The sequence below is a fragment of the Hyphomicrobium sp. MC1 genome (assembly GCF_000253295.1).
In the GTDB taxonomy this organism is placed as follows: Bacteria; Pseudomonadota; Alphaproteobacteria; order Rhizobiales; family Hyphomicrobiaceae; genus Hyphomicrobium_B.
In genome coordinates this window covers 2366879-2389600 of record NC_015717.1, presented here as the reverse complement: position 1 = coordinate 2389600, position 22722 = coordinate 2366879, and the positions used below count along the sequence as shown (strand labels likewise).

Genomic DNA, 22722 nt, shown 5'->3' with positions numbered 1-22722 from the left:
AACAAGGCGAGCGCCATGATCTCGGAAATCATCAGGTTCGTTCTTTCGAATTTCACGCTCACGTTTCTCGTTATTGGACTTCTGTTTTCGCTCGCGGCGATCATGCGTGCTTCCAAACCCGTGACAGCCGCCGTGGTCGTCGAGAAGTTGATTTCGTGGCACGTGTTCTGGGCCATCGGCGTCTGCTTCTTCTACAACTTCGTGATGCATTCCTTCTTCGGACAAATGGCGGCTCAGTTCATCGGCTGGGCCGATAGTCCTTTTCAGTTCGAGGTCGGAACTGCGAGCCTCGGCTTTTCCGTTGTGGGGTTTCTGGCGGCGTTCCGAAGCTTCGACCTTCGTCTCGCGGCCATCGTCGGACCGGCATTATTCGCGCTGGGCGCGGGCTTCGGCCACATTTACCAGATCGTGACGCAGCACAATTTTGCGCCCGGCAACGCCGGCGTGATTTTCTATCTGGACTTCCTCATCCCGCTTTTCGGCTTCCTGTTGCTCTGGCTCCAGCATCGCCTCGGCCGCCCCTAGCTTTTTATGGTGCTCAGCGACACGCGTTCCGCGCGCCGGCCGCCATGCGCCACCTAACGGGCGAAGAAAGTTACAAAAATCATCCGGCGGCCGGCTCCCCGTAAGGGGGGGCGCCGGGTGCAAACTAAAAATCCCCATGCTAAAACGCCCCCCATGAAACTCGTTGTTTTTGATTGCGACGGCACGATCGTCGACAGCCAGGCGGGCATCGTGCTGTCGATGGTGCACGCCTTCACCACGCTCGAGATGACCCCGCCGACGCGGGAGGCAACGCTCTCGGTCGTCGGGCTTTCGCTCCCTGAGGCGTTTGCAGTGCTGGCCCCCGATGTTGACAAGGCGACGCGCGCTGCGCTCGCTGAACGCTACAAGATGGCGTTCCGCGAGCTGAAGCACGATCCGGCCGAAACCGAGATCCTATTTCCGCAAGCCAAGGAAACGATCGCCAATCTCGCCGCGCGTGACGACCACCTTCTCGGCATCGCGACGGGCAAGTCGCGTCGCGGCATCGATCGGCTGTTCGACCGCGAAGGCTGGCACGGAAGTTTCGCAACCATCCAGACTGCCGACGATCATCCCTCGAAGCCGCATCCCTCGATGCTTCAGCGCGCTATCCTCGAAACCGACGCAACGCCCGAAGTTACGGTCATGATCGGCGACACGACGTATGATATGGCGATGGCGCGGACTGCTGGCGTGGCGGCAATTGGCGTCGCCTGGGGCTATCACACCGTGGCGGAACTAAACAACGCCGGCGCTCATATTATCGTCGAACGTTTCGAAGATCTGCCCAAAGCCATCGACGATGTCCTCGCACTTGAAAGCAGCGCCGCATGAACGACGAGAACGGAAAAGGCAAATCCGGCTCTGGGCCTGCTGAGCCGCGGCCATCCGGCGGTCCAGGCAAAGTCCTGAACGACAGCCTGGCCAAACCGCTTCCGCGCCGCTTCTACAAAGAGGTGAGCGTCGGCGACACGGCACCTTTCAGCGTGCTGCTCGATGGCCGCCCGATCAAAACGCCAAAGAAGCGTGCGCTTGCCTTGCCGACGCACGAACTCGCGGAAGCCATCGCCGAGGAATGGCGCGCCCAGGGTGAGCATATCAACCCCGCACATATGCCGTTGACCCGTTTCGCCAACACAGCCATCGATGCTGTCGCCGATACGCTTGACGCCGTTGCCGATGATATCGCCGCTTATGCCGGAACCGATCTCATCTGCTATCGCGCAGAGACACCAGAAAAGCTCGTCGAGCTACAGGCCGAGCATTGGGATCCGATCGTCGCGTGGGTGAACGAGACGCTCAACGCCGAGTTTCGGGTCGTGTTCGGCATCGTGCATGTCGCTCAGCCAACTGCTGCGATCGTCGCTTATGAGCAAGCGTTGGAGCCGCACGACGCCATGCGGCTATCGGGACTGCACGTCATCACGACGCTGACCGGTTCGGCGCTGATCGCGCTCGCCATCGACCGCGAATGGCTGAGCCCGGACGCCGCCTGGAAAGCCGCGCACGTCGATGAAGATTATCAGATCTCGCTTTGGGGCGAGGATTCTGAAGCCCTTGCACGCCGCCGTGGCCGCCGGGCCGAGTTCGACGCCGCCGTGCGGTTTCTGACTTTGTGCAGAAAAGCTACGTAGGAAGTCTGCGCCGCAACGGCACCAGACGGCTTGCGAGCACCTTGTCGATACGGCGCGCATCGAGATCGACGACCTCAAACCGCCAGCCGCTGATATCGACGTGCTCGCCCGTCTTCGGCAAATGCTGCAATCCGGCAAGAACAAACCCGGCGACAGTCTCGTAGGAGCGGTTCTCCGGCAGCACGATGCCGATCTTGTCGGCCATTTCATCGACCGGCATACCGCCGGAAAACAGCCACGACCCGTCGTCGCGCTCGACCGCATAGGGCTCAAGGCCCTCGGCATCGGATTTGAAAACGCCCGCAATCGCTTCGAGAATATCGGCGGGCGTGACGAGGCCTTCGAAGTCGCCGTATTCGTCGTGGATCAGCGCCATCGGCACTTCCGCGTCTCGCAGCACCGAGAGCACGTCGAGTGCCGCCGCTGTCTCGGGGATCATCGGCGCCTTGCGAACGAAGGACTTCAGATCGAAGTTGTTGCCGGAGAGGAGGTTCGACAGCAGCTCGCGCGTCTGCACCACGCCGATCAGCTTGTCGGTCGAGCCTTCACCGACAGGTAGACGCGAATGCGGCGTCGAGATCAGCCGTTCCTTGATCGCTTCGTCCGACGCGGTGATGTCGATCCAGACGACATCGGTGCGCGGCGTCATGATGCCGACGACGGCGCGATCTGCCAGACGCATGACGCCCGAAATCAATTCGCCTTCGCCCGTCTCCAGCACACCCGCCGTTTCGGCTTCCGCGATGAGCGTCTTGATCTCTTCATCCGTGACCTTGCTCTCGCTTTCCTGCGACAGTCCGAGAAGACGGAACACGAGGTTCGTCGAGGTATCGAGAAGCCAGACGATGGGCGCCGCGATCTTCGCGAAACCCGTCATGATCGGCGCAACGAAACAGGCGATCGCCTCGGCGTTGCGCAGCGCCAGCGTCTTCGGCACCAATTCGCCGATAATGACCGAAAGATACGTGATGACCGCGACGACGATACCGAAGCCGGCCGGGTCGGCAATCTGTCGGCTGAAGCCGAGGTTTTGCAGATAGAGGGAAGCGTCCTCGCCGAACGTCTCGCCCGAATAGGCGCCGTTGATCGTGCCGATCAGTGTGATGCCGATCTGGACGGCCGACAGGAAGCGGCCGGGCTGCGCCGAGAGTGCCAGCGCGCTGTTCGCGCCGGAACGGCCCGATGCCGCCATGGCTTTCAATCGCGGCCGGCGTGCCGAAACAATCGCAAGTTCGGAAAGCGCAAAAAGGCCGTTGAGAAGAACAAGGGCCAGAACGATGAGGGCTTCGGTCACGATGTTCGCGGCCGACGGATGTGCGTCCAAGCCACTCCAAGTTGTTGGGAAGCGTTATGCTATGGGCACGGACGGGGCAAATCAAGGTCGCCTTTTAGGTGGCCGCCCCCAGATTTCTGCATCGTCCCGGCCAATGCACTGGGCCTATTGCGCTGGGATACGCGCCTCAACGCGTTCCTTAAAATGCGCCAGGACATCCGAAATGCCGGTCGAGGAAAAAACACCGTTCAAGCCGGTTGACGCTTCTTCCGCAGCCGGCGTCGCCCGCGCGACCATCTCCGCTTCATAATGCTCAACGGCCGACCAGCCGTTTTCAGCTGTCAGCGCATCCGCAAGATCGACGGCATCGGCGAGCGCGAGATTGACGCCTTCGCCCGCGAAAGGCGACATCAAGTGCGCAGCATCGCCTAGCATTGTGAGCCCAGGTCTGCTGATCCAATGGTGGCCAACCGGCAGTGCATACAACTGGCGAACGCCAATAATGTCGCCTTCCTCGATCAACTGGGTCAACGTCGGAGCCCAACCGTCGAACGCCTCCCGTACGGTTGCACGTACCCGGCCGGTAGATCTTTTTGACAAGTCCTGGGCCTCAGCCTCCGCGATGCGAATACCGGCGTAGCCGCGGATGTGCCCGTGACCGTTGCGCTGGGCGATCAGCGCGCGGTTGTTGCCGACCGCAAACATTTTGCCCCTCCCAACAAGGGTATCGACAGAGGGGTGGCGGCTCGCATCGAAGCCGAGTTCGACAAAGGTGACGCCCTCGTAAAAAGGCGTGGCGTCGGAGAGCAAGGGACGGACGCGAGACCAAGCGCCATCGGCGCCGACGACAATGTCGAAATGTTCGCTGATGCCGTCGCTCATCACATCGTAACCGCCATTCTCCGCGTGGCGGACACCCGTGATCCTGTAGCCCCAACGCATCTCCGTTGTGGAAAGGGAGCCGAGCAGGATGCGGCGAAGTTCTGTGCGGTCGATTTCGGGCCGGTCGTCGCCAAGGCCGTCGTAGTCGAACAGGAGCGTTCCGTGTTCGTCGTACAAACGATCGCCCTGGTCTTCCGGTCGAGCAGCAGCACGAAATTCCGCCTCTAACCCGGCGCAACGCATGGCGCGCTGGCCGGACTCGGCGTGAAGGTCGAGAGAACCGCCTTGCGGACGCTCGCCGGCGTGAGCATCACGCTCGAACACTGTCGCGATCACCCCGCGGAGTTCCAGTAGCCGGGCGAGCATCAATCCGCCGGGGCCGCCGCCAATAATTGCGATCTGTGAACCGATTGCCATTTCCGCCGCCTCCGTTTACATAGGGTCCTATGTTATAAACATAGGACCCTATGTAATGGCAAGCGGGAAGTGGAAGCCGATGGAGACGCCCGGTCATTATTTCAGTCGAATTGCGCGCGGTTTGGCGCGGGTCGGCGACACGCGCCTTCGTGCGCTGGGCTTTGCCTCCGCGCATCTGCCCGTGCTTAGCGCTCTCAAAGACGGTAATCGAATGTCGCAAATCGAGCTGGCGCGTTTGGTAAAAGTTGAGCAGCCGAGCATGGCGCAGCTTATCAATCGCATGGAGCGCGACGGCCTGGTGCGCCGGGAACCGGATCTAACCGATCGCCGCAGCAGCATGATTTCGCTTACCGAAAAAGCTTTGGCGAAGCTGCCTCAGGGGCGTGAGATCCTCCTTCAAGGCAACAAGGAAGCGATGGAGGGGCTAACCGCGCAAGAGGTCGAGACGCTGATGGGCCTGTTGCGTCGGGTGCTGGCAAATGTCGAAGCCATGGACAATTGAGGCGCAGACGTCGCATCGGAAACACAGAGGAAAGAACCGAATTTAACACGAAGGATTATCTTTACCCGGGACCTCCTTGTCCTCGCGTCGCGTTTCAAGAACACTTGCAGGAATGATTCGGGGTCGGTGACCAATGCTCAACGCGCCGCGCATTCCAGAGCTAGCGCAACGCGACCGCTTCGTGCGCCGGGCGGTGGCCGAAGGGCGTGTGCTCACGCTTGCCGACGAGGAAAACGCTTCCGTGCCCTCGCAGAAGGTCGCTGGGCGAACGGTTCAGCTTTTCTGGTCAAGCCCGATCGAGGCCGGGCGCTGGGCTGAAGCGTTGGCCGGAAACCGCGAGTTGCAGGATATCTCTCTGGAAGTATTTGCAACTGATATTCTGCCTGGCATCGCGACCGCCAAGGGTTTCGTCGGCACCGACTGGGTTTCCGATCCGATCGAAGCCGAGATCGACCCGCGCGATCTTCTGATCCGGCTCAAGACCGAGGCGATCCCGCTTTATGTGGCCGCCGCCCGTGAGAAGCGCGAAATTTACCTTGTCGGCAATGCCGAGGGCCCGATGCTGACGCCCGGCACGCAGAAGCCGCGCTCGGCCGACAAGCTGCACGTTTTTTCGCACCGGCCTGACGCCGAAGCCCACATGAAAAAGATCGCGGGCAAGCGCGTCATCGTCGAGCCGATCGCGAATTTCATCGCAACGACGCTGGCCTGGGCCGAAGCCCAAAATCATCCCGTTCTGATTGAGCCAGTTCGCGGCGCCGGCTTTGTCGAGGTCAAGGCGGCTGATTTGTCCGCCCGGCTGGCCGCTCCGGCAGCCGAGCCCGCCGCAAAAAGCGCCTGAGTTTCCGGGCCTTTGCCGACGTACCGGGCTTGGCTCCGGCATCGCGACAACTCACCGTTTGCGCTGCATCGGAGCCATGCTAGAGAGCCCTTTCGGCACATTCGGCCCGAGCCAGGCAAGGGGTTCCATGAAAGACATTATCGATGAGCTTGAGAAGCGCCGCGACAATGCCCGTCTCGGCGGCGGCCGCGCCCGCATTGACGCGCAGCATGCCAAGGGCAAGCTGACCGCCCGCGAGCGCATCGAACTTCTGATGGATGACGGCTCGTTTGAAGAATTCGACATGTACGTCGAGCACCGCTGCACCGACTTCGGTATGGAAAAGACGAAGGTGCCGGGCGACGGTGTCGTCACCGGCTGGGGCACGATCAACGGCCGCGTCGTCTACGTCTTCGCGAAAGACTTCACGGTGATGGGCGGTTCGCTGTCCGAGACACACGCCAAGAAGATCACCAAGATCCAGGATATGGCGCTGAAAAACCGCGCCCCGATCATCGGCGTGTTCGACGCAGGTGGCGCGCGCATTCAGGAAGGCGTCGACGCGCTCGGCGGCTATGGCGAAGTATTCCAGCGCAACGTGCTGGCGTCCGGCGTTATCCCGCAGATTTCCGTGATCATGGGACCCTGCGCGGGCGGCGATGTCTACTCGCCTGCCATGACCGACTTCATCTTCATGGTGAAGGACACGAGCTACATGTTCGTGACCGGCCCCGACGTCGTGAAGACCGTGACGAACGAAACCGTGACCGCAGAAGAGTTGGGTGGTGCCAAGGTCCACACCACGAAGTCCTCGATCGCCGACAAGGCCTACGAGAACGATCTCGAGGCACTGCTGCAGATGCGTCGCCTGATGGACTTCCTGCCGTCGAGCAACCAGGCGGGCGTGCCGCTCATCCCGACGCACGACAGCCCCGATCGCATCGACCATTCGCTCGATACGCTGATCCCCGACAATCCGAACAAGCCCTACGACATCAAGGAACTCATTCTGAAGGTCGTGGACGAGGCGGACTTCTTCGAAATCCAGGAAGCTTTCGCAAAGAACATCGTGACGGGCTTCGCACGCATGGAAGGCTCGACCGTCGGCATCATCGCCAACCAGCCGATGGTGCTCGCGGGCGTGCTCGATAGCGATGCGTCGCGCAAAGCCGCGCGCTTCGTTCGCTTCTGCGATTGTTTCGACATTCCGTTGGTGACGTTCGTTGACGTTCCGGGCTTCCTGCCGGGCACCGCGCAGGAATACGGCGGGCTCATCAAGCACGGCGCGAAACTGCTGTTTGCCTATGCGGAAGCCACGGTGCCGAAAGTCACGGTCATCACGCGCAAGGCCTACGGCGGCGCTTACGACGTCATGAGTTCGAAGCACATCCGCGGTGACGTCAACTATGCGTGGCCGACCGCCGAAATCGCCGTCATGGGCGCGAAGGGTGCAGCCGAAATTCTTTACCGCTCTGAATTGTCTGACCCGGCGAAGATCCAGGCCCGCATCGACGAATACAAGAAGCGCTTCGCCAATCCGTTTGTTGCCGCCGAGCGTGGCTACATCGATGAGGTCATCACGCCCTCAGCGACGCGCAAGCGCCTTTGCCGCGCGCTCAACATGCTGCGCAACAAGACGCTCGAAAATCCCTGGAAGAAGCACGACAACATTCCGTTGTGATGGTTCCGCCGCTTCCGGCTGTCTGCGACCAGCGCAGTCGGAAGCGGCAAAACGAAAATGCCCGGCGCGCCGAACGCGCGTCGCCGGGCGTTTTCAGAAATTCTGCCAAGAACGATGCGTCAAGTAATGTGCCCGGCGGCCAGCCCGCGGAACGCGTGTCGCCGGGCACAAACTAATTAGAGATTAATCCACACGCCGCCGCGCCAGTAACCGCGGCCTTCATGCTCGCGCCAGCGATAGTGATCGTGATCGCCCCACTTCCAAGAGTCGGGAAACACGCGCAGATGCAGGCCCGGTTCGTATTTGTAGTGCCCGCGCACGTGCCAGCAATCGCCTTCTCTGTTGCAGACAATTGCCGCCGAAGCCGTGGTCGCGGTCAGAGCAAGCATGCCCGCGCCAAGCAGTGCAGCGGTTGTGACGAATTTCATGAAACTTACCTCTCGTTTGTCGATAGGACGGTCTTCAAACGGGATCGAGAGGTAATGGTTTCCCGCGCAGACGCAGCTTGTAGATTTGTAAAGAACATGAACCGCAGCTATCCGACCGGAAGCGCTGCATTATAGGAACAGAGTTCCCTCAAATGTATTGCTCACTGCGAACCCGATCTATGTAACTGACGAGATTTTGCTTATTCGCCACATAATGCGCGCCGGGCCATTCATGCGGCTGATCGTGAAGATGACGAAGCATCGCGTAGGCCGAGGCATCTAGGGAATGCAGTCTGTCGCCAAGGAAATAGGGCTTATCGCCGAGATATGCGGACAGCGCGTCGATATCCGTCTTGAAACAGTCAAGCACTGTTGACGACGATCGCCGCCCCATTCCTTGCCCACAAAAGCCGGACAAGATCCGAAGACGGAAGGCATCCAACGCCGCTCTGAGTTCTGGAGTCACCTCGGCGCCTTGAACGATGAAGGGGATATATGTTTCCCAGCCGGCATCCGATCGCCAGCGCGGTTCAATGACACCGCTCCAATAGAGGTGTTCTTCGATAAGCCGGTTCCATGCGAGCGAGTTTGCTCTCTCCGATGGCGAAAGATCCGCATCGAGCGGATCGCCGAACTTTTCCTTGAGGTACGCGATGATGGCGTTGGAGTCGGCGACCTTTGTGCCGTCACTGTCGACGATATAAGGAAGTTTGCCGTGCGGTGCATCGATGTCGATCCGCGCGAGGTCCTGCGATCGATGTTGAAACGGAATTCCAACGAAAGTCATGTAGGCAATGACTTTGGTGACATAAGGACTGATATCGGGAAGCCCCCACGCCGGCACGTACCCATAAACAGTGATCATGATAACCCCTGCAGCGTGCGGAAGATTCAATGCGCCGAATAAACGCCGTTGGAGGCACGAACGTGCTGAAGAATTTTCCTCAGCACACTGGCCATCAATTCATTGGCGCGTTCGTTGAGCGAGGCTTCCGAGGTTTCAGTGATCGCCCGGCCGCGATTGTGCGCACGCCGATAACCGAGCCGCTCCGGCAGCGAGCCAGTGAGCGGCTTATAGCCGGTCGTTTCAAGGTAATGCCGCGCCCAACGTTCTTCTTTTGCGTCCAGGATCCGGCAAAGGGCAACACACAGCCGATCTTTCGATAGCCCCCTCTGCTCCAGTTCATAGAGCAGCAGCGTCGTCGGATGGAGATCGTCCGAACTCGTGCCAGTCGGCAGGACGATGAGATCCGATGCACGCGCAATTTCGAATGTTTCGGGCGAGAGATGGCCGGGTGTATCGATGACGACAAGATCGGCGCCCGACGTATCCTTCAGCGCATCGGCGACCGATGAAAAAGCCTCCGCGTCGATGGTTCGAAGCGCACGGCTCGTTGCGCGCGTCGTCGACCAGCGCACGGATGTCTGTTGCCCGATATCGAGATCGAGCAGCTTGACCCGTAGGTTTCCTTGCGCCGCGACGACCGCAATCGCTCGCGCCAGCGTGCTTTTTCCCACGCCGCCTTTTTGGCCGATGATGGATAGAACGACAGGCATGGCAATCGACGGGCCAATTAAGACGTTCACGACAACTCTTAGGCTAGCTCCGAGTGTTAGGCTGGCCAAGCCATCTTTGCCGCCCGGCCGCGTCCCCGGCGTTAATCTTTAACGAACGGGGCAAAAATGTCGAACGACATCGCTAGGGGGCGAGCCGTGGACCGCGCTGTTATTCCGGCCCCGCATTGGCGACGAGACCTGGGAGCATGGCTGCACTGGGGCCGGGCTCTCCGTCGGCCGGGATGACAAACGAGGGTGGCTGGCTCCCCGGCAGGGGCTCGCAGGGCACTATCAAGTGCCGGGCAAAAGGAAAAAGGAACTTAAAAACTCCGGCGTGCGTTCGCTTTCCAGATATCTGAGCATGGAGGACCACAATGGGTGGCAGCCTGATTTATTATGCGATCGTCTTCTTGGTCGTCGCGCTTATTGCGGCGTTTCTCGGCTTTGGTGGCGTAGCTGGAACGGCGATGTCTGGCGCGCATCTCTTACTGATGGTGGCCGTCGTGTTCGTGATCATCGGCCTCGTGGCCGGTGTGTTGCGACGCGGTGTGTAGGTTTCGCCGTTGAGCAGGCCCCCGGCGCTCGAAGCGCTGGGGGCTGGTTCCAATTCACTTCGGCACCATCAGAGCGTAGCCAGCCGCGTTCTTGAAGTTCTGTCGTTCGGTAGATGACAACAGCGCACGCGCGACGGTGGCGACGATTGCTAGGAAGGGCATCCGTATTTTGCGACCCAGCCGATCGCCTTCCTCGCCGAAATAGCGAATTTCCTCGCGGTGCCAACCATGTTGATCGAAGAAGCCAAACCAGTCAGTGGGGCGGAATAAAAATGGCGCGTTCTGCATTTTGCCCGACATCATGCCCTCCCGGAACTTGAGAAGCTGAGGCGAAAGATAATCGACGATCCAGTAGGCCGCATGATCGAGCGCATGGAGATCATCGGCCAGAGCCCCGGCAGCATCTGTTGTCAGATACGGAACGACGCCCTCGGTCAGGACCAGAAATTTCCGCGATTTCGCATTAACCTCTGAGAGCACGGATTTGCGTTCCGCATCGTTCGCGAGATCGCATTTCACGCGTGACAGACCGAAGCGCGGCTTTTCTTGCGCGAGCAAGCTTTTCTTGTAGTCGATCATTGCCGGGTAATCGGCTTCGATCCAATGCAGCGCCGGAGGCAAATCCATTCGATAGGGCCGGGTATCGAGGCCCGCTCCGAGGTTCAAAACAGTATCGACACCGTTGGCGACCGCACCTTGAATGAAATCATCGATGATGCGAGTGCGGAGGGCAATGACCCACTCCGTCAGGAACGGCCGCGGCATGGCTTCGGCGATGGTCCGTCCGCGATCTCCCGCCAGCACTGCCGCGAGGGGATCATGAAAGAGAGCATCCGCGCGCTTACCTTCGATGCCGCGATAATGAGCGACCCAGAATGCGGTATCCGAGACGTTCTCGATGATTGCGGTTGTCACGGGGATATATCCTTGAGCCTATTGAGCGCCGAGCGGCATAAGCCGCGATTGCGTCAGCGCGACGACCGCGAACTAGACATAAATCATCTTCACGCTCATGCCGCCGTCGATGATGATGTTTTGCCCAGTCATGAAGCCTGCATCGTTCGCGAGAAACAGACATGCCTTGGCAATGTCGTCCGGTACGCCGACGCGGCCGACAGGATGCTGCGCGTTGTCGGCGTCCGAATGATGCGGGATTTTTGCGCGTGCCGAGTATTGCCAGTCGCCGGTCTCGATCCAGCCGGGGCTGATAGCGTTGACGCGGATGCCATAGCCGCCAAGGCTGATCGCCAGGCCGTGCGTCAACGCGATGATCGCGCCTTTTGATGCCGTGTAGGCTTCGGTGTTGGCCTCCGACATGAAGGCGCGCGTCGAGGCGATATTGATGATTGCACCGCCCCGCTTTGCCTTGACGAGTTCACGCGCGACGGCTTGCGTGCAGAGCACCGCACCGCGAACGTTGACCGCCTGCACGCGATCGAAATCCTCGATCCGCAATTCGAGGAACGGCTGATTGGCATTGATCCCGGCGTTGTTAACGAGCACCTCCGGACAGCCGAACGTTTCGATGGTCCGCGCGATCCAGCGGCTCACGTCTTCCTCGCGCGACGTGTCTGCGCGCTCGTACAGCGCGCGCCCGCCGAGCTTGCTGATGTATTCGACGGCTTCTTCGCCTGCGTCCGCGGCCGGATCGGCGATGGAAACCGCATAGCCCGCCGCCGCGAAAGCATACGCGATGCCGCGTCCGATGCCTTGTCCGCCTCCCGTAATCGCGACGATTTTTGCATCCATGTCATGCGATCCTGATGTGGCTTCGGATGAAAGCATTATAGAACGGCCAACGTGCGAAACGGCGCAGCGTTGCACGCACGCCATGCAAACGCCGCAAGCCCGAACGATAGCAGTTGGAACGAAGTCTATTTATACATTGAAGAATGCGGGGGAGGAGCATGGCGCAGCCAGTCGCGATCGTGTTCGTGCACGGTATCCATACGTTTGCGCCGGGTTATCACGCAGGCATGCAGTCCGCAATCGAGGCCTGCCTGCCCAAGCGCGTCCGCGACGTCGCGACGTTTCGGTCGGTCTTCTGGGCGGAGCGCGTGCGCCAACGCCAGAAAGAATATCTCGATGAGGTTGCAAAGAGCCGCCTTTTCCCCGTAACACCCTATCGCAGTCTCGTCGTGCAGGGGCTGGGTGACGCGGCGGCTTATCAGAAGACAAAGAGCTTCCGCAATTCCTGCTACTACGAAATTCAGTCCGACATTCGCGCCGTTCTCGAAACACTCGACGGTGACGGCCAGCCGAACCGGCCGCTGATTTTCATCGGCCATTCGCTCGGCTGCCATATCGTCTCTTCGTTCATCTGGGACGTAAATACCATCAAGAACTGGGACGATGCGCGCCTCGCACAAGAGGGCGATGATATCCGAGAATTCGCCGATTACTTGAAGAACGGCTCGCCCTTCCGCCGCCTCGATACGCTGGCAGGCCTAGTGATGATGGGTTCGAACATGCCGCTCTTTACTTTCACGTTTGGACCGAGCCGCATTCTACCAATCACGACGTCCCGCGATCCGAACACGCCGCCAGCTTTTCCTGGTAGGGATCTCGATGCCGATATACGAGCGCGCACGCGATGGCTCAACTTCTATAGCCGCAACGATCTGCTCGGCTATCCGCTGAAGCCGCTCAACGAAGCTTACGCGAACGAGCCGCTGCTTGACGATATTGAGGTTGCATCGGAAGGCATGCTTCTTCGCGGGCTCGGTTATCTGTCGCAACCGATGGTCGCCTATCATGCTCACACCGGATACTGGAACAACCGCCGTGTGGTTCGCGGCGCTGCCGATCTGATTAGCTCGCTCGCAACCGCTGGCGAGCCCGTACGCAAGCGCAGATTTGCATTCTGGCGACGACCGGAAGAGGACCTCGCGACAGCCTCGTAGGAGCCAAAAATCAACGACGCATCAGCGTGGCGGGCATGCCGTACTTCGGTGGCATCGTGATTTGGGGCATGATGTCGATCACCGCGTCGGGGGCGAGCGTGAACTTGAATTGTTGCCCCACGGTCGCGAGCACAATGGCCGCTTCCATCAATGCGAAGTGCACGCCGATGCAAAGCCGCTGGCCGCCGCCGAACGGATAGTAAGCGAACTTCGGCAGACGCGATGCCAGGCCATCGAGCCATCGCTCGGGAAGAAAGCGCTCGGGCTCAGGAAAATACTTCGGGTCGCGATGGTTGACCCACTGGCTCATCAAAATCGTATAGCCTTTCTTGACGCGATAACCGCCGAGTTCGAGGTCGGTCGTCGCCTCGCGCCCGATGACATAGACGGGGGGATAAAGCCGCATCGCCTCGTTGATGACGGCCGCCGTATACGTCAGCGCCGAGAGGTCGCTCGCACGCGCCGCGCGTCCGCCAAGAACACGCTGCCATTCGGCAACGAGCTTCTGTTCGACGTCGGGATGTTGCGACAGCAGATACCAGCTCCACGTCAAGGTGAGTGCCGTCGTTTCATGGCCCGCGAGATAGAGCGTCATCGCTTCGTCGCGCAGCTGTTGCGCCGTCATTTGCGTGCCGTCTTCGCGCTGTGCTGCAATCATCGTGGACAGCAGATCGTTGCCGGGAGACGCCGCTTGCTTCTGCGCAATGAAACCGTCAATCACGGCGTTGACGTCTGCGATCGCTCGCTTGAGGCGCAAATTGGCTGGCGTCGGAAAAACGAGCGGCACTTGAAACAACGAGTCGAGACGATGCGTCAGAAGCTCGAACGTCAGCCGCAGACTTTCATCAACGCGCACGCGATCGCCGTGATCGTCGAGGCCGAACAGCGTCTTCAGTGCGATGGCGCTCGTCAGTGCGCTGAACTCGAATGCGATGTCAACAGATGTTCCTGGCACCCACTTCGCGAGCATCGCTTCTGTCAATTCCGCCATGACCGGAGCATAGGACAGCACCTGTGTTTTGAGGAAAGCAGGTTGCAATAGGCGGCGTTGCGTCAGCCAGAAATCACCCTCGCTTGTAACGAGGCCGTTGCCCAGGACTGGCTTGAACGTCCGCGCGCCGAAATGCTTGATGTAGGAACGCGCGTCCGTGACCAGTACCTGCTGGATGAGCTCCGGATCGCTAACGAGAAAAAGTCGCCATCGTCCGGCGCGGAAGCTCGCAATAGGACCATACGTCTGCGCCAACTTTAGAAAGAAATCGACGCGTCGCGGTCCGATCTGCGAGAGATTGCCGCCGATCAGGGTACCTTTCGGACCAGGCGGCAGACCCTTGTGTAACTTGGCCGTGTGCGACGTTGCGATCGACGTGCTCATGTCCGGCTCCGAAATTCGATAACGCATTCGAAATTTCGAAATAGGCATGGATACTGTTTGGTTCCAGTCCATGCTGACGATGCTATCGTTTTACGACCGTCAGTGTAAGCTCGAAACGGCGTGGGAGACATGCGCGAAGGTAGGGAACTCAGGCGACGCCTGCATCTTTCGCCGCGAGGCTGCCGACGGCCGACCAGTCGAGATCATCGCCGCCATTGGCAAGCAGCGTTAGAAAGCGGTCGCGCAGCAGGCTGGCGATGGGCAACGGTACGCGCAGTTCCTCGCCGGCGGCCAGCGCCAGCCGAACATCTTTCAGCCCGAGGGGCGCTGCAAACCCAGCAGGCTTGAATTTTTCGTCCGCAATTAGATTGCCGTAAGTCTTGTAGATCGGCGCGCCGAACAGCGTCGAGGTGAGGATGTCGAGAAAGTTGTGTTTGTCGATGCCGGCCTTGCTTGTGAGCGCCATCGTTTCGCCGAGCGATTCAATCACGGTCGCGATAAGAAAATTACAGCTGAGCTTGACGACGTTGGCGGCGTCGGCCTGCTCCGAGACGGCGAATGTTCGTTGTCCGATAACATCAAACAAAGGCGTTACGGCTTTCACCGCGTCATCCGCACCCGCCGCAACGATAAAGAGCTTCGCCGCCGCTGCCGCATCAGGACGGCCGAGCACGGGCGCTGCGACGTAGCGCTGCCCGGCCTTCGCATGCGCCTTCGCCAGCCGCTTCGAAAGGGCCGTGCTGATGGTGCTGAGCGAGATATGAACGGCCTTGGGGTTCATGCTGGCGAGAATGCCGCCGTCGTCGAAAACAACGCTCGCAACGGCGGTGTCGTCCGCCAGCATCGTGAAGACGGCATCACCCGTCGCTGCTTCGCCCGGCGCGCTTGCGACCTTGGCGCCCTGAGACGCAAGTGCTTCGGCTTTCGCCCGCGTGCGATTGTAGACGGTGACGTCGTATCCTGCCTTGAGCAGGTTTGCGGCGAGGGCCGAGCCCATATGACCGAGCCCGATGAATCCGACTTTCATACTTCCTCACATATCTCGTCGACAGAGTGAAAGTTGCGGCACGCCGCCATCTCAGCTTGACCGGGCCTGCGCGAATTGTGGCCGCTTTTCCGGCGGCGCCATGAACTCAGGAGAAACTGGATCGCTGATGCAGGCTTCCAAAATCGCATTTATTTCACGCTTACTGCCGTCGTCGATATGCCAGCCATCGACTTCGGCTACCGGATCGAGCTGACCGGGATGGCGCGCGCCCCACAGCGCAATCGTTGGCCCCTGGTCGAGGACCCAGCGGACAGCAAGCGCGAGCACGGATTTGCCGAAGCGGTTCTGCGCCAGAGCTTGCAGCTTTTCGATTGCAGCAAGGTATTGTGCGAAGCGCGGGGCCTGGAACTTCGGATCGGCTTTACGCAGATCATCGCCGCTAAACGTCGTCGCGGTGGTCATGCGCCCGCTGAGCAGCCCTCGGCATAAGGCGCCATAGCTGAGCACCGTAAGACCGACTTTCTTGGCATAGGGAAGAACGTCGGCCTCGATCTCGCGCTCGAACAGATTGTAGGGCGGCTGCACCGCATCGAGCGCCGCAGCACGGCGAAACTGCTCCATCTGTCCTGGAGAATAATTGCTGACCCCGATCGCGCGTATTTTGCCAGCACGCCGCAAATCCTCCAGCGTGCGCGCCGTCTCTTCAAATGGCGTGTCGAGATCGGGCCAGTGGACTTGATAAAGGTCGATGACGTCCGTTCGTAGACGGCGCAGCGAGTCCTCGATTTCCTGACGAATGCGTGACGGCGAGGAGTCCCGATAGACCTTGCCGTCCTTCCACGCGAGCCCGACTTTCGTTGCGATCTGTACTTTGTCGCGCAGTCCGCCTTCTGCGAGCGCTTTACCGACGATCTCTTCGGACCGGCCGAAACCATAGACCGGCGCTGTGTCGATCAGCGTAATGCCGCGCTCGACGGCCGATTGGATAGTTGCGATGGACTCGCGTTCTTCGCTGCCGCCCCACATCCATCCGCCGATGGCCCAGGTTCCAAGACCCACCCGAGACGTTGTGATGCCGGACTTGCCGATAGCGATCTGTTCCATGACATGCTCCTCATTTGGCCGGCTACACTGCGCTTAAACATGGCGACGCGACGAAGAAGCTTCCAATACAAACTTCCGATGGCATTAAGCGCTCGTTGAGATGGCAGGCAGCCTGTCGCAACGTTACAAGAGCGCGCGAAGGCGCGCCCCTCCCTAGGCCAGGGCGCCGCGCATCTCGACTTGATATCTAAGATCCGTGATGGTTTTGCGTAGTTCGTCGTTCTCGATGCGGGCGTAGGCGTCGGCCGCGTGTCGCCCGAGGTTCTGCAGCATCCGTCGCTCGTTGCCGTCGATCGCCGTGCCGGACTCGTGCGGGCCATAGAACGTGATGGCATAACAATGCACGCGGCTCGTCGCCGGAATCGCCAGGATCGGCATATCGAGATCGCCAGGAAATGACGCGTCCTTTGCCACCGCCTCGTTGATGACGCACGGCTCGCCCTTCAGCAGCGCGCCGAGATTGTCATCGTTGAGACGAAGATCCGAGATATCGCCGGTCCAGCCTGTGCCGTTTTCGTAGCGGCGAAAACCGCTTTCGGTCCGGCGGAACGTCACCGCTGATGACAGCCTGAGAATATTGCTGGCGCGGTTGGATAAAATTCGGTCGATCTCGTCTCCGGTCTTGGCCCCCAATATGGCTTCGTCGAGAATCTCCCCAGCCCGATCGAGCGAGCGATTGAAAAAATCGTCGGCGAGCTCGACGGCCCATTCGTGCAGCCGTCCGATGACAAACAGAATGATCGCGCCGACGAGAAGCCACGTCCAGCTCGGAAGCTCGACAAGCTCATGCAGATGCTCGGCCTGCTCGTGCAAGAGGAGAGCCGGCAAACTCGTAATGAGCGCAAGCACGGTCACGCGCCTGAGCGGTATCGCAACGTTGACGACGCGCTGCCGCCGCACGGCTTCGACTACGAACAGGCAAAGCACGCCGTTAGTCAGATAAAGCAGCCCGGCAACGTCTTCCGGCAGAAACAGTCCGTCCCAATCGGTCAGTAGCGTCGTGTATTCGTTGAGATCGGCGATGACAAACGCCGGAAGCCCGATCAGGCATCCCCACATCACCCACCGCAGGCGCTGGTTGTCCTTGGGCGACAGCGTCTGCCGCCGCATCAGCAGGATCGCAACGGCCGCCGCACTGACGAGGATGCCGAACAAGATTGTGATCCGGCTGAGCAATTCAGTATGGAATCCGAACGAGCTGCCGAACGATGCCATGAGCGCCACGGCGATGACGGCGCCAAGCCACGGCATCACGCGATCAACGCGCGCCCATGGCGGCTGTAGCGTATCGTTTGGCGCTCGCATCACGAAGATCAGCAGGCCGACGTATCCCGCAGCTTGAGCAATACAACCCAGAGCGTTCTGCGCCATCAGCACGATCGGCCAGCGCTGCAAGTGGGCATAGAATTCGTAGGCTTGGCCGGGATTGAACCAGATGGCGTACAGGAAAAAGCCCCAGCTCATAGGGCCGGGCTTCGTCCACACCAGCCACCCGGCGCCGAGGATGACCGCGATGCCGGCGATTTGCTCGAGCATCAGCACGAAGCGCACGAGCCAGTTTGAGGGCCGGGGCAGCGCCGTCAAGTGCACCTGACGCGCCGGTTCCGCGCCATTGGGCAGCAGTTCGAACGTCGCCTGTACGCCAGGAAGGACATATTCGTTGCCGCCGACTGCCGAGATCGTCGCGGCACACACGTCGCGGTCGTATGGAATACATCGCATTTTCGAAAAATCGAGCCGGTCGCCCTCGCGCACACCGGCTTTCCAGGCGGGCGAGTTCTCTAAGGCATTGAACGGACCGGCAACGTCATAGATCAGTCCATCGCTGTCGGCATAAAAACCGAACGATCCGAGCGGGCGAACCACGCGCGCGAAATCCGGCAGGATCATCGCGAGCGCCCAGATCAGCAGTCCGAGAAACAGAAGCCGCTGGCGTGTCATCGTCGATTGCTTTCGCCTCAGGACCGTCATGCAAATCTGGTGACGGCCAACTTATCCCCGCAGTCCCTGGCAGTGGTAGAATGCCAATACATGAGGCCGCAAGGAGGCGCATTTGCGCAGTTTGAAGTTAATGATTTCCTTAATGAAATCCTGTTCCCGGGTTGCCCGCTATGGCACGCGGCGGCGTCGCGCTGGATTTTTATTATGAACATAATATAAAAACCTCGGCATGTGTTAAACGCGAATACGGGTTTGGGGCCTTCATGATCTCTTCGGCGCTCGCCGCAACGATGGCGCGAAAAAACATCCACTACGGCTGGGCCGTTGCCGCCGCGGCATTCCTCACCATGCTCGTGACGGCAGGCGCTGTGGGTGCGCCGGGCGTTTTTATCGTCCCGCTCGAAAAAGAATTCGGCTGGAAGACGTCGGAGATCTCATCGGCGTTGGCCATCCGTTTCATCCTTTTTGGGTTGATGGGGCCATTCGCGGCCGCGTTCATGAACCGCTTCGGCATTCGCCGCATGGTGCTGACGGCGCTCGTCATCGTCGCCGCCGTGCTCGCCGCGTCGTTGGAGATGACCAGCCTCTGGCAACTCGTTCTGCTGTGGGGCGTCGGCGTCGGATTTGGAACGGGACTGACGGCGATGGTGCTCGGCGCCACGGTCGCGACACGCTGGTTCTCCGAGCGGCGCGGCCTGGTGATGGGCATGCTGTCTGCCAGCACGGCAACCGGCCAGCTGGTCTTTCTACCGCTGCTCGCCAAGCTTACGGCGCTTTACGGATGGCGTCTCTCCGTCGGGTTCATCTGTGCGGTGATCGCCGTTGCTGCCATCGTCGTCTGGCTCTTGATGCGCGACCGCCCCGCCGATATCGGCCTGCCACCTTACGGCGCGAAGGACATCGTTCCCACGCCGCCGCACACTGAGAATTTTGCTGCGCTGTTGCTGACGCCGTTGTTGGTCCTGAAGGAGGTCTCCACAAGCGGAGCATTCTGGGTGCTGTTCGGCACGTTCTTCATCTGTGGCGTAAGCACGACCGGCCTGATCCAGACGCATTTCATCGCGCTGTGCGGCGATTACGGCCTCGCATCCGTCGCGGCGGCGAGCGTGCTCGCGATGATGGGCGTCTTCGATTTCTTCGGCACCATCGGCTCGGGCTGGCTATCGGATCGTTTCGACAACCGCTGGCTGCTCTTCTGGTATTACGGCCTGCGCGGGCTATCGCTGCTTTATCTGCCGTACACCGACTTCACATTTTACGGTCTGTCGCTTTTCGCGATGTTCTACGGCCTCGATTGGATCGCGACCGTGCCGCCCACGGTCAAGCTGACGACGCGCTATTTCGGGCCTGAAAAAACCAATGTCATCTTCGGCTGGATCTTCGCTGGTCATCAGATCGGCGCAGCGACGGCGGCATATGGCGCAGGGTTGACGCGCACTGAGTTCGCAACCTATCTGCCGGCGTTCTTTGCCGCGGGAATTGCGTGCCTCGCCGCGTCGCTGCTCATTTTGTCACTGAAGAAACCCGAGAGTGCGCCCGCGATGCTCGATGCCAAAGCAACAACGTAAGGTGTGAATAATCAGACAGCGTAAGCCGCGGCGATCAATAAGCCGACGCGCCCGAGCACTAACAGAAACGCATCGAGACTGAGCGTCATCGCGATCCCCCCGACCCGTCAGTTGCTATCCCTGATCTATATCCACGGCCCGCAAACGCAGCGCATTTCCGATCACGCTGACGGACGACATCGCCATCGCTGCAGCCGCGATGACGGGCGATAGCAGCAAACCAAAGACCGGATAGAGCACGCCTGCCGCAATCGGTACGCCCGCGGCGTTATAGATGAAAGCGAAGAACAGGTTTTGCCGGATGTTCGACATCGTGGCTTCGGACAGCCGACGCGCTTTCGCGATGCCTTCGAGATCGCCTTTGAGCAGCGTAACGCCCGCGCTTTCGATCGCGACGTCGGTGCCCGTTCCCATCGCGATGCCGACGTCGGCGGCGGCGAGAGCAGGGGCGTCATTGACGCCGTCGCCCGCCATCGCAACGGCGTGGCCGCGACCTTTGTATTCGTTGACGATGCGCGCCTTGTCTTCCGGCAGCACATCCGCCTTGACGTCGTCGATGCCGAGCTTGCCGGCGACAGCCTTCGCCGTCGTGGTATTGTCGCCCGTCAGCATGACGACATGAATACCGCTGGCTTTGAGTTTTTTGAGCGCCGATGCCGTCGTCGCCTTGATGGGATCGGCGACCGCAATGATACCCGCTGCCTGCCCATCGATCGCGACGTAGACCGCCGTCGCGCCGTCGGCGCGCAGCTTTTCCGCATCTGCATCGAGTGACGACGTAGAGATGCCGGCTTCGTCGATGATCTTCCTGTTGCCGATAACGACTGCGCGGCCGTCGATGGTGCCGCTGACGCCTTTGCCCGACGGTGCTGCAAAGTCGCTGACCGGCGAAAGCGCGATATTGCGTTCGCGCGCGGCAGCGACGACGGCCGCGCCGAGCGGATGCTCACTCGCCTGTTCAAGACTTGCCGCGAGCTTCAAAAGCTCGGCTTCGTCAACACGGGACGTGGTGCGGATCGCAGTGACCTTCGGCTTGCCTTCAGTCAGCGTGCCGGTCTTGTCGACGACGAGCGTGTCGATCTTTTCCATCCGCTCCAGAGCTTCGGCGTTCTTGATCAGAACGCCCGCGCGTGCACCGCGTCCGACGCCGACCATGATCGACATTGGCGTTGCAAGACCAAGCGCGCAGGGGCACGCGATGATCAGCACTGAGACCGCTGCGATGAGAGCATATGAAAACCGCGGCTCCGGACCAAACGCCATCCACGCGATGAACGCCAATACTGCGACGCCTAAGACCAGCGGCACGAACCAGCTTGCAACCTGATCGGCCAATCGCTGGATCGGCGCGCGGCTGCGCTGTGCATCCGCCACCATTTGGACGATGCGCGCCAGCATCGTATCGCGGCCGACCTTTTCGGCGCGAATGACGAGCGCGCCCGAGCCGTTGATCGTGCCGCCGATCACCTTCGCACCGGCCGTTTTGCTGACGGGCATGGATTCGCCGGTCACCATCGATTCATCGACGTTGCTTTTGCCATCGATGACTTCGCTGTCGACCGGTATGCTTTCACCGGGACGCACGCGCAGTTTATCGCCGACGACGATGGTCTCGACTTGCACTTCTTCTTCGGAATTATCGGCCTTGATGCGCCGCGCCGTCTTGGGAGCAAGATTGAGCAGCGATCGGATGGCGCTGCTCGTCTGGTCGCGCGCTCGAAGCTCAAGAACTTGGCCGACGAGAACCAGCACCGTAATGACCGCAGCCGCTTCGAAATAAACCGGCGCCGCGCCATCCATGGTGCGCAGGCTTTCCGGAAACAAGCTCGGCGCCAGCGTCGCAACGATGCTATAGAGCCATGCCACGCCGGTACCGAGTGCGATCAGCGTGAACATATTGAGATTGCGCGTCTGAAGCGATTTCCAGCCGCGCTCAAAGAACGGAAAACCCGCCCACAGCACGACAGGCGTGGCGAGCACGAGCTGTATCCAATTCGAAACCGTTGGGCTGATGAGGTGGTGCAGATCGACGATGTGTCCGCCCATTTCGAGCACGAACACCGGAAGCGCTAGCGCGAAGCCAATCTTCAGTCGTCGCGTCATATCCTCAAGCTCGGGGTTCGGCTTGGCCTCGGCCGATACGATCTCGGGTTCGAGCGCCATGCCGCAAATCGGACATGAGCCCGGCCCGACCTGGCGGATCTGCGGATGCATCGGGCAGGTGTAGATCGTGCCGGCGGGGACGTTCTCAGTGCGCGCTTCGGCGGGTTTCAGATATTTCGCAGGCTCGGCGAGAAACTTCGTCCGGCATCCGGCGGAACAGAAATAATAAGTCTGTCCCCCATGCTCAGCGCGGTGCTTCGCCGTAGCGGGATCGACGCTCATGCCGCACACGGGATCCTTCGCCATGTGCGCGGCCACGCCGTGACTATGACCCGAATGATCGTGATGGGCGTGATCGTGCGTCTGAGCAGCCGCGTCGTCTTTCGCGCCCTGATGCGAGCAGCAGCTATGCCCGTTTTGGCCACTGTGATCGTGTCCGTCGGTCGGTTTACCTGCCGCCATCGTTC

General features: G+C 60.3%; 21 protein-coding genes. 9 read left to right on the top strand and 12 right to left on the bottom strand.

Annotation, left to right across the window (positions count from 1 at the left end):
* Positions 1 to 15: 15 nt before the first annotated feature.
* The 3 genes from HYPMC_RS11695 to HYPMC_RS11685 all read left to right on the top strand — a co-directional run bounded on the left by HYPMC_RS11695 (position 16) and on the right by HYPMC_RS11685 (position 2159).
* Positions 16 to 525 carry a DUF6790 family protein gene (locus HYPMC_RS11695; RefSeq protein ID WP_013948157.1) on the top strand — a complete coding sequence of 170 codons (510 nt, stop codon included), beginning with the start codon at positions 16 to 18 and terminating at the stop codon, positions 523 to 525.
* A gap of 153 nt (positions 526 to 678) precedes the next feature.
* Positions 679 to 1359, top strand: coding sequence for an HAD-IA family hydrolase (locus HYPMC_RS11690; protein WP_024276054.1), 681 nt, complete (start codon positions 679 to 681; stop codon positions 1357 to 1359).
* Positions 1356 to 2159 (top strand): ATP12 family chaperone protein, encoded by an 804-nt coding sequence (locus HYPMC_RS11685; RefSeq protein WP_013948155.1) that lies wholly within the window; start codon positions 1356 to 1358, stop codon positions 2157 to 2159. Before HYPMC_RS11690 ends, HYPMC_RS11685 begins: the two co-directional genes overlap by 4 nt.
* Here HYPMC_RS11685 and HYPMC_RS11680 read toward each other — a convergent pair.
* Together HYPMC_RS11680 and HYPMC_RS11675 are read right to left on the bottom strand one after the other, a co-directional pair.
* The gene (locus HYPMC_RS11680; RefSeq protein WP_013948154.1) at positions 2152 to 3483 is read right to left on the bottom strand and encodes a hemolysin family protein; all 1332 of its coding nucleotides are present in this window, start codon (positions 3481 to 3483) and stop codon (positions 2152 to 2154) included. The two genes, HYPMC_RS11685 and HYPMC_RS11680, sit on opposite strands and share 8 nt — an antisense overlap.
* A 114-nt stretch (positions 3484 to 3597) precedes the next feature.
* Positions 3598 to 4731: an NAD(P)/FAD-dependent oxidoreductase gene (locus HYPMC_RS11675; protein WP_013948153.1), complete on the bottom strand. Its 1134-nt coding sequence runs from the start codon at positions 4729 to 4731 to the stop codon at positions 3598 to 3600.
* Between the two features lie 121 nt (positions 4732 to 4852).
* On the opposite strand from HYPMC_RS11675, the gene HYPMC_RS11670 reads away from it, so the two are divergent.
* The 3 genes from HYPMC_RS11670 (at position 4853) to HYPMC_RS11660 (ending at position 7734) form a co-directional block, all read left to right on the top strand.
* Complete coding sequence (locus tag HYPMC_RS11670; protein ID WP_244420883.1) at positions 4853 to 5233, top strand: MarR family winged helix-turn-helix transcriptional regulator; 381 nt, start codon at positions 4853 to 4855, stop codon at positions 5231 to 5233.
* 133 nt (positions 5234 to 5366) lie between these two features.
* Positions 5367 to 6074, top strand: coding sequence for a DUF2750 domain-containing protein (locus HYPMC_RS11665; RefSeq protein ID WP_013948151.1), 708 nt, complete (start codon positions 5367 to 5369; stop codon positions 6072 to 6074).
* 127 nt (positions 6075 to 6201) lie between these two features.
* Entirely contained in the window at positions 6202 to 7734 is a 1533-nt protein-coding gene (locus HYPMC_RS11660) for an acyl-CoA carboxylase subunit beta (RefSeq protein WP_013948150.1), read from the top strand.
* Positions 7735 to 7910: 176 nt separating this feature from the next.
* Here HYPMC_RS11660 and HYPMC_RS11655 read toward each other — a convergent pair whose 3' ends face one another.
* From HYPMC_RS11655 to HYPMC_RS11645, 3 genes are all read right to left on the bottom strand, one after another.
* Positions 7911 to 8162, bottom strand: a complete 252-nt coding sequence (locus HYPMC_RS11655) for a hypothetical protein (protein ID WP_013948149.1) — start codon at positions 8160 to 8162, stop codon at positions 7911 to 7913.
* A 148-nt stretch (positions 8163 to 8310) separates the two neighbouring features.
* The gene (locus HYPMC_RS11650; RefSeq protein ID WP_041300091.1) at positions 8311 to 9027 is read right to left on the bottom strand and encodes a glutathione S-transferase family protein; all 717 of its coding nucleotides are present in this window, start codon (positions 9025 to 9027) and stop codon (positions 8311 to 8313) included.
* A gap of 26 nt (positions 9028 to 9053) precedes the next feature.
* Positions 9054 to 9749: a ParA family protein gene (locus tag HYPMC_RS11645; protein ID WP_013948147.1), complete on the bottom strand. Its 696-nt coding sequence runs from the start codon at positions 9747 to 9749 to the stop codon at positions 9054 to 9056.
* A gap of 344 nt (positions 9750 to 10093) precedes the next feature.
* On the opposite strand from HYPMC_RS11645, the gene HYPMC_RS11640 reads away from it, so the two are divergent.
* The gene (locus HYPMC_RS11640) at positions 10094 to 10273 is read left to right on the top strand and encodes a DUF1328 domain-containing protein (RefSeq protein WP_013948146.1); all 180 of its coding nucleotides are present in this window, start codon (positions 10094 to 10096) and stop codon (positions 10271 to 10273) included.
* A gap of 54 nt (positions 10274 to 10327) precedes the next feature.
* Here HYPMC_RS11640 and HYPMC_RS11635 read toward each other — a convergent pair whose 3' ends face one another.
* Both HYPMC_RS11635 and HYPMC_RS11630 read right to left on the bottom strand, forming a co-directional pair.
* Complete coding sequence (locus HYPMC_RS11635) at positions 10328 to 11188, bottom strand: SAM-dependent methyltransferase (RefSeq protein WP_013948145.1); 861 nt, start codon at positions 11186 to 11188, stop codon at positions 10328 to 10330.
* A 72-nt stretch (positions 11189 to 11260) separates the two neighbouring features.
* Positions 11261 to 12022 (bottom strand): glucose 1-dehydrogenase, encoded by a 762-nt coding sequence (locus tag HYPMC_RS11630; protein WP_013948144.1) that lies wholly within the window; start codon positions 12020 to 12022, stop codon positions 11261 to 11263.
* Between the two features lie 158 nt (positions 12023 to 12180).
* Here HYPMC_RS11630 and HYPMC_RS11625 point away from each other — a divergent pair, with 158 nt between their 5' ends.
* On the top strand, positions 12181 to 13176 hold the full coding sequence (locus HYPMC_RS11625; protein WP_013948143.1) for a hypothetical protein: 996 nt from the start codon (positions 12181 to 12183) through the stop codon (positions 13174 to 13176).
* Between the two features lie 10 nt (positions 13177 to 13186).
* Here the strand turns inward: HYPMC_RS11625 and HYPMC_RS11620 are convergent, their stop codons facing one another.
* From HYPMC_RS11620 to HYPMC_RS11605, 4 genes are all read right to left on the bottom strand, one after another.
* Complete coding sequence (locus HYPMC_RS11620) at positions 13187 to 14551, bottom strand: cytochrome P450 (RefSeq protein WP_013948142.1); 1365 nt, start codon at positions 14549 to 14551, stop codon at positions 13187 to 13189.
* A 148-nt stretch (positions 14552 to 14699) separates the two neighbouring features.
* On the bottom strand, positions 14700 to 15578 hold the full coding sequence (locus HYPMC_RS11615; RefSeq protein ID WP_013948141.1) for an NAD(P)-dependent oxidoreductase: 879 nt from the start codon (positions 15576 to 15578) through the stop codon (positions 14700 to 14702).
* A 51-nt stretch (positions 15579 to 15629) separates the two neighbouring features.
* Positions 15630 to 16643: an aldo/keto reductase gene (locus HYPMC_RS11610; RefSeq protein ID WP_013948140.1), complete on the bottom strand. Its 1014-nt coding sequence runs from the start codon at positions 16641 to 16643 to the stop codon at positions 15630 to 15632.
* A gap of 153 nt (positions 16644 to 16796) precedes the next feature.
* Entirely contained in the window at positions 16797 to 18584 is a 1788-nt protein-coding gene (locus HYPMC_RS11605; protein WP_013948139.1) for a hypothetical protein, read from the bottom strand.
* A 263-nt stretch (positions 18585 to 18847) separates the two neighbouring features.
* Between HYPMC_RS11605 and HYPMC_RS11600 the strand changes: the two genes are divergently transcribed.
* On the top strand, positions 18848 to 20152 hold the full coding sequence (locus HYPMC_RS11600) for an MFS transporter (RefSeq protein WP_024276047.1): 1305 nt from the start codon (positions 18848 to 18850) through the stop codon (positions 20150 to 20152).
* Between the two features lie 114 nt (positions 20153 to 20266).
* Here the strand turns inward: HYPMC_RS11600 and HYPMC_RS11595 are convergent, their stop codons facing one another.
* On the bottom strand, positions 20267 to 22717 hold the full coding sequence (locus tag HYPMC_RS11595; RefSeq protein ID WP_029671016.1) for a heavy metal translocating P-type ATPase: 2451 nt from the start codon (positions 22715 to 22717) through the stop codon (positions 20267 to 20269).
* Positions 22718 to 22722 lie beyond the last annotated feature (5 nt).